Raw genomic sequence first — 16,429 nt, 5'->3', positions numbered from 1 at the left:
TTGGTGGGGGAGGGCTGAAGGTCTGCTGGTGGAAGCTGAAGCATTGCTGCCAAAGGCTGAAGTTTCACTCACAAAAGCTAAAGCTCCTCAAGACCAATCTTCGTTACAAAAACATAACAAATGCATAGGACAATTCAATCGCCTCATACCCTATACAAACCATTTAGAAAGGGACTGAGGAATGTGGAGTTTATTAAAATTGAATGGGTTCCGTTTCATGAAATTAATGCCCGTCATACCTATCTTCCAACTGGAAGAACCGCAGTGATTAAATATCGAATTTTAAAGCAATCACATCGCCCTCTTCTACATGTTTTTCGAGGTAAAAATGGAGAGCTCTTTTTATATAAAGGGATGGAAGCATACAGCACTATTAAAGCTGTCCGATCTGATCAAATAATTCCTGTGTACATAACCGATAAGCACAATATCAAAAAGCTTGATTGGACGTTGAAAATGCTACAGTCTTGTTATTTGGAAAAGGCTTATTACAAAATCAAACATGAATACATTTCCCTGCTACTACAGGAAACCAATCATAATGTGAAGTACATTAGTGCGAAGACTGGTTGTACAAAAGAAGAGATTTTAAAGTATAAAATAGATGATGCAGTTCCTGATAAATATAAGGAGCTAGCTATCCAACACAACCGCCAGCGTATCGTTAATGAGATTTGTAGAACACCAAGACTACGTGGCTACAAGACACTCCTTTACCGTGCTGTATTCCAGGAGAAAAATCGATTAACCTTGGAGAAGCTTCGGATCTTTTTAAAATTTCTCGACGCAGGCTATCATCTAAGCGTATCCTCTATTCTTGCCCTTCCAAACTTAAATCGAGTAGTAGATAAAGACGAGGCTCTTAAATATTATTGGGAAAACCTAGATTTTCCAGACACTGCTATACTGGAAGGGATATTCTATTATAACGGAGAGAAAAATTCTAAGATAAATGTAAAGTTGTAATGAAAAAGGATGATTGAAATCGTCCATGATTTCGATCATCCTTCTATATATTTTTGCAATTCTTTCTCATTCAAATTACCAGAAATCCCATTTTTATCATGAAAGTATTCTATAATTTCTTCCAAGCTTAAACCTGACTCCATCAATCCCTTGGCAATAGTCGAAAGATATGCAGCAGAAGGCATGGTGAATTGTACTCGACTTAAAGGAGTACTACTTGTGAACGTGAAAATTGGAGCGCCGTTCTTATCTCCCAAATACACAATTCTATCATACCAGCCTAATCCTAAATCAGCATACCCGTTAGCTATGATTGACTCCAATTCTAGTGAAATAGCATGTCTATTATTCTCTTGTGCAACAACATCTATAAATTGACCCTCTGATATTAAGTACATCCGACCGATAGTGGTTTCTAATGTAGACCGTTCGGTACCAATGAAAGCAACCCCACCTGCTCCCCACTTACTTCTCTCTTTGGCAAAATACAGTGGATAATTGATATCAATTAATTCACTTGATTTTGGCGGCTTCTTTTCCTTACATCCTGCTTCTGGCTGTTCAGAACCAGTAGCCGTTCTTCCATAAATATATGCTAAAAATCGCTCTTCAAGTAAATTAGACCCATAACTGGCATACCAGACTTCCATCCGCTTACCTCCTACAATGTATAATGGTGATTCATCATTTTCAAAGTCTCATCTAAATGCTGTAATACCGCTGCTTCCTTTCCCTCTTCAATTAATCTTACAATGCTTTCAACACGATCATACCGAAAAGGACGAATAACTCTTATCAAAGGTGATATCATCTTCTCTTCAAGAACTGATATGTTTCTTTCCTGCCTATATGCTTCCAAAAAGACACGTAAATGACTCTGTTCGTTTCCAGCTACTTTTTCGTGTGAAAAGGCTAGATATACGGCCACTCCACAGCATTCGTTTATCAGTACTTCATCACCTGCTAAGTTATAATCAAAAATCCCAGTAATTCTTCCATTTCTCTTAGCCATATTATATGGACAAAAATCACCTTGAACAGGCCCCTTCGGAAGCTCATGCCAAATAGAAGCTATTTCCTCACGTAACAGTTGATATTGTTGCGTAATCGCTGATAATAGCTTATGAGTATATTGTGCTCCTGCTAATGCTTCCATTAGTTCCCGAAAACAAAGCTCATTTTCATCATAATCTCCAAACTGATTCGTTTCATTTCCACCAAACATGCTCCATGATGTCCCATGTCCAAAATCAATTCCACTTTCTTCACATGCTTTATGCTGGATCCCTAATAATCTACCAATCTCATATGTATCTTCTAATGTAACAGCTGAAATGGGATCTCCATCCATATATTCTTCTAGGGTAACAAACGATTTCTTCCCTTCGTAGAGAGTTTCACCATAGTATTTCCCATCTTTTGTTGGGAAACGAGCTGCAAAGGGTAATCCACTCGCTTTAAGATATAGACTTAATTCTCCTTGTTTTTGCAACCCATTCGCAGTAGTATACCTATCATGATAGAACTTTAAAATATACTTTTCCTTTTGGATGATAACAGTTATTATCGTATTCTCTTCAATCTCCCGTAATAAGCTGAAGGACTCCACCGTCCCTTTATGAAAATCGCTACAGACAGTATCGATATAGGAAAAATCCATCATCACAGGTTCTCCTGTGTGATGGTTAAGAACCTTGGATGCTCTGGTAATCTAGCTAATTCATTTCGCAAAAATACTGGATACAAATTTATAGTACTCAAACTAGTTATCGGAAACCATTGGTATATTAAGTCACTACCTTGTTCGATTCCCTTGAACGGCTCATGTCCAAGATTGATGGACTCCGGATTTAAGATATCTACTTTATAATAATTCGCAATTTCATGAAAAGCCTTCTCATCGAATGTAAAAAAGTTCTCCGTATGCCACAGTAATCGATTTACTGTAACGTCCACTCCAATCTCCTCTTTTATTTCACGAACTGCCGTTTCTACAGTACTCTCAAACATGGTTACACGTCCTCCAGGCAGTGCCCAAAAATCATCATTTTCTCCTCGATGTAATAGCACCCTCTCTTGATTCATTAGGATTACGCCAACACGAAAATTAAAAATCCCCTCTCCAAGCTGCACCGATATATCCACTTGTCTTCCCCCTTCTACAATAACTTCTTTTATTTTTGCATATTTTTCACAATAGTCAAATGTTCAAAAGAATATGCTTGTACACAAAACAACATGAACGAGGAATTTTAGCGTATAATGAAGAAAGAGTCTAAATTAAAATAGAAGGGGAAACTTATATGGGAAAACAACATAAAAGAGAACGAAAAGCCCACTTAATTTTCCGCCATATCATGATGCTAATCGGAGCAACGCTAGCTGCAATTTCGATCGAATTGTTTTTAGTACCAAATAATATCATTGACGGTGGAATCATTGGTATATCACTACTAGTAAATCATCTGACAAGCCTTAGCTTTGGATTTCTAATCTTTCTTTTCAACATTCCATTTCTAATTTCTGGCTATCGACACATTGGAAAAAGCTTCTTTGTATCCTCGCTTTTTAGTATAATTGCGCTTGCACTAATCGAACCTTCTCTACATCACTTCCTGCCAGTTACAGATGATGAACTATTAGCAACCGTTTTTGGTGGTTTGATATTAGGTGTTGGCGTAGGTATTGTAATTCGTAATGGAGGGGCTCTTGATGGAACGGAAATTCTTGGCATCCTACTTTCCAAAAAGCTTCCATTCTCTGTTGGTGAATTTGTCATGTTTTTCAATGTATTTATCTTCGGGTGGGCAGGCTTTGTACTTGGCTGGGAGCAAGCAATGTATTCCATCATTACGTATTTTATTGCCTCAAAGGCAATTGACATTGTCGGACAAGGCTTCTCAGGAGATACAAAAGCAGCACTCATTGTATCGAATGAATACGAAGAAGTTGGCGATGCAGTTACACAGCGTCTTGGCCGAATGATTACCAAGCTTCACGGACAAGGTGGATTTATGGATCACGACAAGGATATTATATTTGTGGTGCTAACTCGACTCGAAATTGCCAAATTAAAATCCATTGTTCATGATACTGATCCAAAGGCATTCATCACGATTATGGATGCCCAAGAGGTTCATGGTGGAAAATTCAAATCAGCCATTCATTAACAATTAAATTATTCAAAAAAGAATTGTTGCACTTATTTGCAGCAATTCTTTTTTTATAGAAACGTATCCACATAAAATTTCCTCTCACTATGTCGAATATTTTATCGAGTATCTCATGCCTCAACAGCATGTATTATACACTTATTATGCTATAATAGGTGAAATATGGAAATGAAGCCCCTAATTTACAAATCTAGTGTAAATATTACATTGTTATTGGCTATACTAGCATTCAACTATTTTATATTTATTGCATGGAGGTGGACGAGAATGTTGGATCCATTAAAGGTATTGCTCACTCTCGAGCAAGTAATTCCATACTATAAACCTATATTTAGTGCTGATTCTCAGCTCGTAATTGGCTATGAGGTCATTCCTTATTTTCACGACACGGATTCAAATGAAGACCAAGAGCTAAGCTGGTTCTTCTCAGATTCCTCGATTCCAGAAGAATTTCAGTTAGAGCTCAATCAATATATTCAACAAAATGTATTGGATCAATGGTTAACATTGGAGGAAAAACCAATGTTATTTTTCAATTATCAGGTAAAGCTTCTATATAACGATAATGGTGAAAGCTTACTTGCTATTTTACAAGCTTATGCCGATAAAGGTATCGCCCTAAATAAAATGGTTATTCAGTTAAAGGAAGAAGAAATAACAGAAGAAATGGAAGCAATAAGCTCGCTAATAAAATATATGCATGCACTTGGGATACAGATTGCCTTAAATGATGTCGGGCAACGTAATGGCAATCTTGATCATTTAGTATTGCTTAAACCGAATATTGTTATCGTAAACGCGGGGTTTCTTAAGGAAAACGAGTTACCTCACTTGTACCGTGACGTCCATCATGCATTAACCATGCTTTCTCGTAAAATTGGAGCAACTCTATTATTTAAAGAAATTAGCTCCTACAATCAGTTAAACTATGCATGGCGAAATGGTGTTCGTTATTATCAAGGAGCATATTTAAAGAACGAAAGCCCTACTTTGGTAGAGTCAACGATATGTCAGAATCGAATGAACCGTGACTTTCAGCAATTTGTTAATTTTGAACGCAAGAGAATGGAAGCACAGCTTACCTTCACGACACAAATTAATCACCTATTTAAAAAATCACTTTCTACCATTAATTTGGATGAAGACTATGATTCCATCGTATCTACGATTGGACAATTATGCGATGAATTTGTATTCCGGGTTTATATTACAAATGAGGAGGGTATTCAGCTTTCTTCAAACGCGGAAAAAAATAAGGAAGGTGAATGGGAACTTCTTCAAGAAGGAAAGCAGAAAAACTGGAGCTGGCGACCTTATTTCTTTGAAAATATTGTTCGGATGAATATCGAGAAGAAAGGGATCCTTTCCGATATGTATACAGACATTGTAAAGAACGAACAAATTCGTACGTACGCTTACCCACTCTCCGATAAGCTTTATATTTATTTAGATATTCCATATACCTATTTGTATGAGCAGGAAGGATTACTCTAAAGCTAGACTTTAAGAGTTGTATTGCAATTAAAAAAGGAAGCTCGATTGACTTACCTTTATCCCAAAGGGTTGAACTCATTTCAAACTTTTTAAGATGGGTTAGAATCGATGCTTCCTTTTCCAATTTCCGATAATTTTGCTCGTACGACTCTACTCTTCCTGTGTGATAATATGTTTAATAGCTACTTTGGTTGTAGTAAATTTACGAACTTTAAGAGGCTCGATCGGTAATCTTTGCGCCAGTTCAGCTCCAATCCCGGCCAAAATAGGTTGAATCCCCATTAACGTAAGCATATGGATCATTTCTTGTATACTGACAAGAAATTCATCAAACCATTCTGTCATTCCACTAAAATCAATAATGACATATTCTGGCTCGTTTTTATCGCAATGTTCCAATAATTTTTCCGAGATGGTTTGAATGCGTTTTTTATCTACGATTCCTAATAGTGGAATAGCTAATGTGTCATCCCAGACATCAAGGATAGGGGACGATAATGCATAAATAATTTTTTCCTTTTTTCGATCTTCTTGTACGGTTGTTGTTACGTCCATTAGCATTACAACATATCCTATAATTGCCCTGTCATCCTTTATTGGGTTAATATGGATATCTGCTGTGTATGTATCCTTTATATTTATACGCGATATATACTTGTGAGTTAGCTCTTTCATTATATTAATCTGATAACCTGGATCTTTGTGAAAGTGACTCATATTTATTCCAATCAATTCTTCAATATGATTTAAATCAAATAATGAGATAACTTCATTTAACAAGTCCACCGCTATCGGGTTGATCCAAATAATATTATAATTTTCATCCGCAACTATAATATTTTCTCCAATTGCTTCAATAATCTTTGTGGAATTCTTTATTTTAGAAAGGCTACCAATAGAACCCATTGACTCCCCCCATTTATTCTTTTATATAAGGATAACATAGGTGTACGACGAAAAGACAATCAAGTAAAGAAGGAAAAATATGGTTATTAGTTGGGTTATTTATATATTCAGCTATAAACCTTTATTCTACAATAACCAATACAAATATATTATGCATACTAAAAATTCATATAAAACCTGTAAATATTGCCCTTCCACCAAGAAAAGCACAGCAATTTCTACTGTGCTCTTATCTTCCATTGGGGATTATTTCATTTCATCCTGACTTCCCTTCTTCAAGCTAATGAAAAATTTAGTGAACCAATAGGATATCAGCGCCATACTAATTTGAAGTAGATAAATATGAAATATATTCATTCCGTTAGAAAACACCAATAAACCTAGTAGATGCCATACCCATGCTAACAGCGTCGCTCCAATTGCTGTACTGAAAACGACTAGATATAAATTCTTACTATGATTTAAGGAAAACTGGTATGCTAGCATAAAAATAACGGGTACCAAAACACCATCAACAGGAATACTAACTGGTACATAAGGAATTAAGTGATAAGGATGGTCCCAAAAGTTATTACGTGTTAAAAATATATCAAAATAGACCAACATGGCATGAAAAGTATACCCATAGAAGGCAATCTGAAAGATCTTCTTTCGATCAATAACGAAAAATGTAACCGCTAGTGGCAATAATATGGTCATTACATTAAACCAGAATTGCCAAGTACCAAAGTGACCATATTGATTCCAGAATTCTAGGATGTGATCCATGATACTAGTATCTAATTGCTCGATTTCGGTTGAAAGTTGTTCCTTCGTAATTGTAACCAGCTCCCAGCTATTCACCTCAATTTTTACCTATTATTCCACAATATTAGAGGACTATTACGTCAATAGAACAACTTCACAAAGTAAAATATACTATTTTCAGTTCCCGTTTTCAGAAACGTAATATTTTACAATAAAGGTTGAATATACTGACCACCTGCACTTGGTCTACCAATTGAATGATATTCAATATGGTGCTGGGCCATTATTTCCGGGGGATAGCAGTTCCTCCCATCCAAGACAATCGGGGTCTTCATGACATGATAAACCCTTACATCTACTTCTTTTATTTCATCCCACTCCGTGAGAATTAAGGCAGCATCACATCCGCTAACTGCTGCTTCTAAATCCTTTGCATAGGTCATTTGCTCATTCAATCGGTTTTTAGCATACTCAATTGCTATCGGATCATAGCCAATAACTTTGGCACCATGTCGAATTAACCTCTCTGTAATTGTTATCGAAGCTGCTTCCCGAATGTCATTCGTATTGGGCTTAAATGATAGTCCCAGAACTGCTATCTGTTTTCCCTCTAACGAACCAAACCGTTCCAACAATTTCTCCACTAACAAGACCTTTTGTCTTTCATTTACTTCCACTACACGGTTCAAAATCTCAAAATCATAGCCAACATTTCTTGCCATTTGTATGAGCGCTTTTGTATCCTTTGGAAAGCATGAACCACCAAAACCAATTCCTGCTTTTAAGAATTTATCTCCGATTCTTTTATCCATTCCCATACCCGCAGCAACCAAGTCAACATTTGCACCTACTTGCTCACATATCGCTGCGATTTCATTGATAAAACTAATCTTGGTTGCTAGGAACGCGTTAGAGGCATACTTTATCATCTCTGCACTTCGTACATCCGTCTTATAAATTGGAATGCGAAAAGGACGATATACCTCTTCCATCACATCAAAAGCAGACAATGTATCTGCGCCAATGACAATTCGGTCTCCCCGAAATGCATCTTCTATTGCAGAGCCTTCCCTTAAAAATTCTGGATTTGACACAAGTTCAACCGATACGCCATGCTGAAGGTTCTCCTGTAATATCGTACACATTCGATGTGCTGTCCCGACTGGAACCGTACTCTTCACAACAATGGTTACACGATGTGTGATGGTATTGGCAATATCTATTATGGCTTGCTCTACATAGCGGAGATTTGCTGAACCATCTTCATTTTCTGGTGTACCTACAGCGATTATGATTATTTGTGCATTCTCACAAGCAATTGCATGCGCTGTAGTAAAGAAGAGCTTTCCATGTGTAATATTTTTTTGCAACAGCTCCTCTAGTCCCGGCTCCCATATCGTTATATTTCCTTTTCTTAGACTAGAAATCTTATCGTTATCAACATCCACACATGTAACATGATGACCAACCTCAGCTAAACTAACACCTGTTACCAAACCAACATATCCTGTTCCAATTACAGCGATATTCATCGAATTGCCCCTTGAGAAAGATGCTGTGCTAAAATGTCCTTTAAAAATAACGCTACCTCATCACCTATCTCTTGATTCTCTAAAGCAAATTCTATTGTTGTTTGAATAAATCCTAGCTTTTCTCCAACGTCATACCGTTTACCTTCTATATTAAAAGCATACACTCGCTCCAGTTCATTCAACCGGTTTATCGCATCTGTTAACTGAATCTCACCACCTGCACCAGGCTCTTGAATTTCTAAGATTTTGAAGATGCTTGGAGTCAAAATATACCTTCCCATAATCGCTAGATTACTTGGAGCAGTTCCTTTCTCTGGCTTCTCAACAAATTGGCGAACGCCATACAGGTTACCGTCACAAGCATCTGGTTCAACAATCCCATAACGATGTGTTTCTTCCTTTGATACAACCTGTACGCCAACAATAGAGGAACTAACATCCTCATACTGATCCATTAGTTGTTTCACACCCGGAGTCTTTGCACGAACAATGTCATCTCCAAGCAATACAGCAAAGGGCTCATCCCCGATAAACTTTCGTGCACACCACACTGCATGCCCAAGTCCTTTAGGCTCTTTTTGTCTAATATAATGAATTTCTACATTTGATGAAGGTTTTATTTTTTCGAGTAATGCTAGCTTTTCCTGTTTATGCAGATTCCCTTCAAGCTCAATGTTCTTATCAAAATGGTCTTCAATTGCACGCTTTCCTTTACCTGTTACGATAATAATGTCTTCAATGCCAGAATGAATTGCCTCTTCCACAATATAATCAATAGTTGGTCGATCAATAATGGGGAGCATTTCCTTTGGCATTGCCTTGGTGGCAGGAAGAAAACGTGTACCTAATCCAGCTGCAGGGATAATCGCTTTTTTCACTTTTTTCATTCTAAATCCTCCCATCTAGGTTAGAAGCTACTTTCAGTATGACATGTCGACATCAGCTTTCTGTGAAGTTGGTGTAATTTCTATGTAAAAGTTCCATTCTTGACTTTAAAAATAGGTTTTGAAGGAAATGGTGATGAATGGTTGCTTCTTCATTATTACCGGGCTCTAATAACTTCTAGTAGCGCCTTTACTCTGTCGCGTTTCTTATTTGTCATTACCCAATCAATTGACAAGTCCACAATATGCCCCTCTACTATCACTAAATCTAGCCAAGTCCCCTGTGAATACAGCAATGGAAATTCCTCCTTTGATATCGTTACTTCTTTCTGTTCCTTTTCCATTAGAATAACAATATCGTTTCCTTCAATTCGATCCACTACTCCTTTTGTTTGGTAGGTAAATGGAGAAGCGGAAAAAGCATGCCGCTTATCATGAGGGAATAATTTCGCCGCAGCACTTGTATCCACCCCATTGCAGGTAACGACAAGCAATAGCAATACTAAGACTACTTTTAAATACTTCTTTTCTTTCATCTTCTACTCCCGTTTAAGTTTGCTATAGTATCGCAAAAAAACTTCGAACACGCATCTTAGTAAAAATGAATTCTAGTATACTTATAATAGGAAGATTACGATTTCTTCTAGGGGATATTATCACTTTTCCACTAGTTATCTCGTAATATCCTAAATTTAGTAAGATAGATTTTTTCTAATCTGATCTATAGTTCAAATAGCTTTCTACTAGTTATTTTGTTACGATTAATAAAAAATAGCTTCAAATTCTTGGGGGAAAATACATGTATAAACGAATTCTACTTCCTCTCTTATTGGTTATTCTTCTAGTTGCCTGCGGTCAAAATGAAGAAAACAATGGGGGTATCCCTTCTAATACGGATACAGTGAATGCACAACAAGAAACAGGTGATAATGAGTCTAGTGCGAATACCACTAACTCGCCTTCAGAAGAAAGAGATAAAGGGGAAAGTGATAATAATCATTCCGAAAGCCTTCCAGAACTTTCGGTTCACTACATTGATGTCGGACAAGCAGATGCAACTTTACTTCAATACGGGGAACATGCAATATTATTTGATACAGGTGATTGGCGTGGGAATGAGGTCGTTGAATACCTCCGAGCACAAGGGATTTCCAATCTCGATTTAGTAATAGGAAGTCATCCGGATGCTGATCATATCGGTCAGCTAGAGGATGTCATGCATTCCTTTACAGTCAGTGAGGTATGGTTATCCGGAAATGAAAGTACATCGGAAACCTTTCAGGGTGCTTTAGAAGCTATTTTAAACAGTGACGCAACCTACCATGAGCCACGAACCGGAGAAGAATTTGCTATTGGTCCGATGGAACTTACTGTCCTTTATCCGAAGTCTATAACTGGAGAAGCAAACGAGGAGTCTATTTCAGTTCTTTTCAGCTATGGGGAAACTGATTTTTTATTTACCGGTGATGCGGATAAAAACGGCGAAAAACAAATGTTGAACTTTGGAATTGATATCGATGCCGATATAATCCAATTAGGACATCATGGTTCAAACACCTCTAGTGATGAGTCATTTATCCGCGAAGTCAGTCCGGAGATAGCGATTTATAGTGCCGGAAAAGACAATAGCTATGGTCATCCCCATACAGAGGTTATTTCGTTAATGGAAAACTTGGGAATAACGTTATATGGTACGGATGTACATGGAACAATAATTGTTACAACGGATGGCAGTGACTATTCCGTTAAAACCAAGGCTGATGGCACAATCACACCGAGTAGTCATGGTGAAAAAAGTGATTCCAACACAACTGGCAGTACTACTACTTCCGAAGCAGACCAAAATGACACTGCAACGGATGGATGTGTGAACATTAATACCGCTTCCTATGAAGCAGTTCAACAAATCATTCACATTGGTCCAGATCGTGCACAAGACTTAATAGACTTAAGACCTTATAATTCTGTAAGTGATTTAGAACGAATAAGTGGTATCGGACCCGCTAGAATTGCGGATATTCAATCACAAGGAATTGCTTGCGTAAACTAAATGATTGGTGGGATGTATCGTGAAAGGTGTATTAGACCGATTTGAGGGTGATCAAGCAGTAATTTTACTAGAAGCTATAAATGAGGAGCTTATACTAGCAAAAGAAGATCTTCCCGATGGAAGTAAGGTAAACACTATTTTTAAAATAAATAAGCAAAACGAACATTATCAAATCATTGGAATTGATCATGATTCAGAAATAAAGATGAAAGAATCCACATCGGATTTATTGGCAAAGCTACGTGCTAAGCAGACTGAAAGTAAATTTAGGAAATAGGTATCCGGCTGAAAATATTAGCCTATTGTTGGGGAAATATACGGAATATGTATACTTTCCCTTTTATATTCCTATTAATTCCTTTAGTATAATAATAAATTACATCTCATAAAGGAGTGCAAAAAAATGGAACTTGGCGCGTTTTCTGTAAGCTTAAATGTTAAGGACATTCACCGTTCAAAGGAGTTCTATTCAAAGCTAGGATTTGAGGAGTTGGGTGGAGATATAAGTCAAAATTGGCTAATTATGAAAAATAATAGCTGTGTAATCGGGCTATTCCAAGGAATGTTTGAAAAAAACATTCTTACATTTAATCCTGGGTGGAGCGAGAATGCTGAGAATCTTGGGGATTTTACGGATGTAAGGACACTACAAAAACAGCTGAAGGAGAACGGAATTAAGATACTCTCCGAAGCAGATGAATCAAGTGAGGGACCAGCATTCTTTACTATGGAAGATCCGGACGGCAATCCTATTCTAGTCGATCAACATCGATAATCGTTACAGCTAAATACTATACCTATCAACATAAAAAAACTACAGTAGAAAATTAAGTAATATTCCTTCACTTTTAAGATTGGTAACCCTTCAATCATAAGATTCCTTGCTTGCCTTTTGAACATTTTATTCTCTCAACAAACAGACGGACCTGTTCTTTAATCAATGAACAGGTCCTTCTATTATTTAGCGTTTTCATCTGGTTGATGGATACCAAATATATTTCCTTCCGAATCTATATAGTAACCTTGCCATGCCATCCCAGGTAGAGCATACTTTGGCATTGCTACTTTTCCTCCATTTTGGAGAATTTTTTCTTCAATGGTATCGTAATCCTCTACTCCCATTGTACAAGCATAGCCATTTAGAGCTTGGTTAGGCTCTGGGGGAGGACTTTGACGCTGCATCAAAGCTCCGTTAATTCCTAGCTCATCATCCGTGCCTGTCACAGCACCAAAGTATGGCATACCAGCAAATTCACTCCAGTCTTCAAAAGTCCATCCAAATACTTCTCCATAAAACTTCTTTGCTCGGTCCATATCATCTACATGAATCTCAAAATGTACTAATCTACCCATAATTTCCTCCTTTTTATTTTGTAGTAACTCAAACTTCTGTTATGTATCCGCTTTCACTTTAATTCGGTTTGAGTAACTATACTTACTAGGTTATATTCTATTAAAAAGACACTTGTCTCTTTGTTGATGTCCATATTGATTTATATTTTAGCGCTATTGATTGACAAAAACAATAGGAAGCATAACCTATATTTGTTCCTACTACTAAAGCTACTATACTTCTAGTATCACTAACAAAAGTCCTCCGTATACCTCGCTAAAATCTTATAATAACGTCAAATAAAAAATCCCCCTAACGAACAAGCTCTTCGAAGAACTTGTCATGCTTAAGGGGGATGATTCACACACATTGCTGTTTCTATGACATCTTATTGAATGTTCTCAACGTTTAAGATTTCAGTTGCAGAAATTTTCCATTCACCGTCTTCATTTATTAACGTATGTCTTGCCACAGAAACATTATCATTAAACTGATAACCCTCTGCTACAAATGTAGCTATCGATTGTTGCTGAACCTCTACTACGATGCTATCGGGCTGCTCTTCAACTACTTCAGCATTTAAAATTTCATAGTCTATATCATATAATTCAAAGATCTGTGTAGTTTGTGTTCTCGTTGCTTCTCTAGCTGCAGAGGCAATTGTATCTACATATGGATCAATATCTTCTTCTTCAGCATACTTCAGATTTTCGTGGATAACATCAATGGCCGCTTGACCAGACTCCGAAACTTCTCCTTCTATATCACCATTATCGGATTCTTCCTTAGAATTAGACTTATCTTCTTCTTCGGAATTTGACTTATCTGCTTCTCCCTCAGAATTACTATCTTCTGAGTTGTTAGTGTCTTCACTTTCTGTTTCTCCTGTTTCAGCAGACTTCGTATCATCAGCGCTAGAATCTGTATCCTCTGAACAACCAACAACTAATACAGCAAAAATAATTGCAAAAACTACTAAATACCATTTCTTCATCATTAAAAACTTCCTTTCTGTGTTGTAATCTATAATACCAGTTTAAAAATATCATATGCTCCATTACAATCTCATTACACAAAATTCGACAAAATCCATGGGATGTTAAGGTAACCATAGTTTTTTTGCTTTTTTCTGTAATAGGGTACCATGCTATAATTTATATAATAATGCATTTTTCAGGAGGGTTTGTGATGGATCTTGGACTTGAAAATAAATCCGTTCTTGTGTTGGCAGCTAGCAAAGGCTTAGGGAAAGCAACAGCATATCAGTTTGCAGCAGAAGGCGCACGTGTAGTGATTGCTAGTCGAAATGAACAAGAATTAATTGCTACTACAAAAGAAATTCAAGAAGGTACGCATAACAGTAATATTTTTTATAAAGCATGTGACGTGACCAATCCCAATGCGATAAAAGAACTTACTCAATATGCAGTCAATAAAAACGGAACAGTGGATGTCTTAGTGAATAATTCAGGTGGACCTCCAGCTGGTGGATTTGATAGCTTTGAAGATGATGCTTGGCAGAAAGCTTTTGAACTGAATTTACTTAGCTATGTCAGAGCAATCCGGGAAGTACTTCCCTACATGCGGAAGCAGCAAGGTGGGCATATCATCAACTTTACCTCATCATCGATTAAACAGACCCTAGATAATCTTATTCTCTCCAATACATTTCGTGCCGGAGTTGTTGGGTTAGCAAAAAGCCTATCGCAAGAGCTTGCCAAGGATAATATCCTTATCAATACTATTGGCCCCGGAAGAATCGCAACTGATCGTGTAGAAGAACTAGATCAAATGCGAGCTGAAAGCCTCGGGGTATCTTATGAGGATGTCAAAACAACCACTGAACAAAGTATTCCAATTGGCCGATACGGTTTACCAAAGGAGTTTGCAAAGCAAGTAGTATTTCTATGCTCGAGTGCGAATACGTATGTGACTGGACAGACCCTGCTTATTGATGGTGGTCTTGTAAAGGCACTATAACCAGTAGAAGTCATCCGAATGGGGATGACTTCTACTAATCTCCATATGCGATTGATTTCATAACCTTATCTATCCTTGGTTTAACTAATAGAGGGAACCCTCTCCATCCAGACCCTTTCCTTCCAAGAGCTTACGAGCTCGATACACGATTTTCTTTTCTAGTAAACCACCATTTTAACGAAACCGGAACAAGTAAGACAATTAATAGTATACGTACAAGCTGTAGCGCACTAACAATAGCCGGGTCTCCCCCGACATTATACGCTGTAAGAACCATTTCAAAGAAACCACCTGGCGATATGCCTAAGAGAGCTGTGGCATAATCAAGGGAGGTAAAGCGCACTAAAAGCAAGCCAAGTCCAAAGGAAATTGTAATGATGGTTACGGATAGTCCAAAATAAATGAAGGTATACTTCCCACCAAACTTCAAATCTCGGAATAAGATATTTTTACCTAAGCTCGCTCCGACTGCAACCTGCGCAGCACTCATCACTTCTGTAGGTACTGAAGCTAATTCAATCGGACTGACATTCATCATTGCTGTAACGCCTAAAGCACCGATAATAATGCCAGCAGGGATTTTATCCCGTAAGCTAATAGCAGCAACAACAGGAATAATGAACCATAGATAACTCCATCCGCTTCCAGTGACTGTACTTCCAACCATAATATTAAATCCATTATTACTTGCACCGCCTAATACATACGTCATGAAAGGGGGGATCGTAAATAAGACTGTGATTAATCGTACTGTTTGAAAAATAACGACCAATGAAGCTTTTGCACCTAAAGCTTCACTTGCAATTGTCATCTCGCTTAATCCACCAGGTATACATGAAAACACACTTGTTACCTTATCAACATGAATCCATTTCGTTACGTAAGTACCTAATAGTATACATGCAATAATTAGTAGAACCGTAGCGATTATATAGGGAATCAGAAATGGAAGGACGGTTTGGAATGTTTCCTTTGTAAAATACATCCCAAAATATATCCCCAAAACAATAAAGCCACCGTTTCGAATTGAATCTGGTATATAGAGTTTTCGCTTCGTAAATCCCTGCCATAGCATGACAAAGGTTAAAGAGCCTAAGACCCAAGGGAGTGGTGTATTTAGAATATAGAACAAATAGCCACCTACAAGGGCAATACAACTGGACTCCATGATTTCTAGTATTCTATTGTTTTTCATACGAAGTAGGCTCCTTTAAGACAGGAAATAAAAGACTAATATAAAGAGGCTGGGACAAAACCCCAGTAAAATAAAAAGTGGTGTTCACCAAAACCGGTGAATACCACTTTTTTTGCACACAAAAAGGACACCTTTTGATAAAATTAAAGTAACCACACAATAATTTACG

Annotated in this window: 18 protein-coding genes; 7 read left to right on the top strand and 11 right to left on the bottom strand. The window is 37.4% G+C overall.

The annotated features are described in order from the left end of the window. Positions 1-183 precede the first annotated feature (183 nt). Positions 184-966 carry a hypothetical protein gene (locus ABC228_RS15330; RefSeq protein WP_345826041.1) on the top strand — a complete coding sequence of 261 codons (783 nt, stop codon included), beginning with the start codon at positions 184-186 and terminating at the stop codon, positions 964-966. A gap of 35 nt (positions 967-1,001) precedes the next feature. On the opposite strand, the gene ABC228_RS15325 is transcribed toward ABC228_RS15330, so the two are convergent. From ABC228_RS15325 to ABC228_RS15315, 3 genes are read right to left on the bottom strand one after another with little or no spacing between them, the layout of a single operon-like run. After that, a complete protein-coding gene (locus ABC228_RS15325; RefSeq protein WP_345826040.1) occupies positions 1,002-1,616 on the bottom strand; it encodes a hypothetical protein in 615 nt (204 codons plus the stop codon). Positions 1,617-1,627: 11 nt separating this feature from the next. Further along, complete coding sequence (locus tag ABC228_RS15320) at positions 1,628-2,629, bottom strand: phosphotransferase enzyme family protein (RefSeq protein ID WP_345826039.1); 1,002 nt, start codon at positions 2,627-2,629, stop codon at positions 1,628-1,630. Then, positions 2,629-3,111, bottom strand: a complete 483-nt coding sequence (locus tag ABC228_RS15315) for an NUDIX hydrolase (RefSeq protein ID WP_345826038.1) — start codon at positions 3,109-3,111, stop codon at positions 2,629-2,631. The genes ABC228_RS15320 and ABC228_RS15315 overlap by 1 nt, the downstream gene beginning before the upstream one ends. Before the next feature lie 158 nt (positions 3,112-3,269). On the opposite strand from ABC228_RS15315, the gene ABC228_RS15310 reads away from it, so the two are divergent. Both ABC228_RS15310 and ABC228_RS15305 read left to right on the top strand, forming a co-directional pair. After that, entirely contained in the window at positions 3,270-4,136 is an 867-nt protein-coding gene (locus ABC228_RS15310; RefSeq protein WP_345826037.1) for a YitT family protein, read from the top strand. 270 nt (positions 4,137-4,406) lie between these two features. Then, positions 4,407-5,633 (top strand): EAL-associated domain-containing protein, encoded by a 1,227-nt coding sequence (locus tag ABC228_RS15305; protein ID WP_345826036.1) that lies wholly within the window; start codon positions 4,407-4,409, stop codon positions 5,631-5,633. Positions 5,634-5,783: 150 nt separating this feature from the next. On the opposite strand, the gene ABC228_RS15300 is transcribed toward ABC228_RS15305, so the two are convergent. From ABC228_RS15300 to ABC228_RS15280, 5 genes are all read right to left on the bottom strand, one after another. Then, complete coding sequence (locus tag ABC228_RS15300; RefSeq protein WP_345826035.1) at positions 5,784-6,539, bottom strand: STAS domain-containing protein; 756 nt, start codon at positions 6,537-6,539, stop codon at positions 5,784-5,786. Positions 6,540-6,785: 246 nt separating this feature from the next. Beyond that, complete coding sequence (locus ABC228_RS15295; RefSeq protein ID WP_345826034.1) at positions 6,786-7,382, bottom strand: CBO0543 family protein; 597 nt, start codon at positions 7,380-7,382, stop codon at positions 6,786-6,788. Between the two features lie 110 nt (positions 7,383-7,492). Then, the gene (locus tag ABC228_RS15290; RefSeq protein ID WP_345826033.1) at positions 7,493-8,818 is read right to left on the bottom strand and encodes a UDP-glucose dehydrogenase family protein; all 1,326 of its coding nucleotides are present in this window, start codon (positions 8,816-8,818) and stop codon (positions 7,493-7,495) included. Further along, a complete protein-coding gene (gene galU / locus ABC228_RS15285; protein ID WP_345826032.1) occupies positions 8,815-9,705 on the bottom strand; it encodes a UTP--glucose-1-phosphate uridylyltransferase GalU in 891 nt (296 codons plus the stop codon). Before galU ends, ABC228_RS15290 begins: the two co-directional genes overlap by 4 nt. Positions 9,706-9,860: 155 nt before the next feature. Continuing rightward, a complete protein-coding gene (locus ABC228_RS15280; protein ID WP_345826031.1) occupies positions 9,861-10,238 on the bottom strand; it encodes a DUF3006 family protein in 378 nt (125 codons plus the stop codon). 263 nt (positions 10,239-10,501) lie between these two features. On the opposite strand from ABC228_RS15280, the gene ABC228_RS15275 reads away from it, so the two are divergent. The 3 genes from ABC228_RS15275 (at position 10,502) to ABC228_RS15265 (ending at position 12,527) form a co-directional block, all read left to right on the top strand. Next, a complete protein-coding gene (locus ABC228_RS15275) occupies positions 10,502-11,752 on the top strand; it encodes an MBL fold metallo-hydrolase (RefSeq protein ID WP_345826030.1) in 1,251 nt (416 codons plus the stop codon). 19 nt (positions 11,753-11,771) lie between these two features. Further along, positions 11,772-12,029: a DUF3006 domain-containing protein gene (locus ABC228_RS15270; protein ID WP_345826029.1), complete on the top strand. Its 258-nt coding sequence runs from the start codon at positions 11,772-11,774 to the stop codon at positions 12,027-12,029. Between the two features lie 126 nt (positions 12,030-12,155). Further along, a complete protein-coding gene (locus tag ABC228_RS15265; RefSeq protein WP_345826028.1) occupies positions 12,156-12,527 on the top strand; it encodes a VOC family protein in 372 nt (123 codons plus the stop codon). A gap of 182 nt (positions 12,528-12,709) precedes the next feature. Here the strand turns inward: ABC228_RS15265 and ABC228_RS15260 are convergent, their stop codons facing one another. Together ABC228_RS15260 and ABC228_RS15255 are read right to left on the bottom strand one after the other, a co-directional pair. Continuing rightward, positions 12,710-13,105 carry a VOC family protein gene (locus ABC228_RS15260; RefSeq protein ID WP_345826027.1) on the bottom strand — a complete coding sequence of 132 codons (396 nt, stop codon included), beginning with the start codon at positions 13,103-13,105 and terminating at the stop codon, positions 12,710-12,712. Between the two features lie 368 nt (positions 13,106-13,473). Beyond that, the gene (locus ABC228_RS15255; protein ID WP_345826026.1) at positions 13,474-14,082 is read right to left on the bottom strand and encodes a hypothetical protein; all 609 of its coding nucleotides are present in this window, start codon (positions 14,080-14,082) and stop codon (positions 13,474-13,476) included. Between the two features lie 191 nt (positions 14,083-14,273). Here ABC228_RS15255 and ABC228_RS15250 point away from each other — a divergent pair, with 191 nt between their 5' ends. Continuing rightward, the gene (locus tag ABC228_RS15250; protein ID WP_345826025.1) at positions 14,274-15,065 is read left to right on the top strand and encodes an SDR family oxidoreductase; all 792 of its coding nucleotides are present in this window, start codon (positions 14,274-14,276) and stop codon (positions 15,063-15,065) included. Positions 15,066-15,195: 130 nt separating this feature from the next. Here ABC228_RS15250 and ABC228_RS15245 read toward each other — a convergent pair whose 3' ends face one another. Then, positions 15,196-16,260 carry an AbrB family transcriptional regulator gene (locus tag ABC228_RS15245; protein WP_345826024.1) on the bottom strand — a complete coding sequence of 355 codons (1,065 nt, stop codon included), beginning with the start codon at positions 16,258-16,260 and terminating at the stop codon, positions 15,196-15,198. Between the last annotated feature and the right edge of the window lie 169 nt (positions 16,261-16,429).

Origin of the sequence: Ornithinibacillus xuwenensis, from assembly GCF_039614845.1 — a bacterium.
GTDB classification, from domain to species: Bacteria; Bacillota; Bacilli; order Bacillales; family Amphibacillaceae; genus Ornithinibacillus; species Ornithinibacillus xuwenensis.
This window is presented reverse-complemented; position numbering and strand designations above follow the sequence as displayed.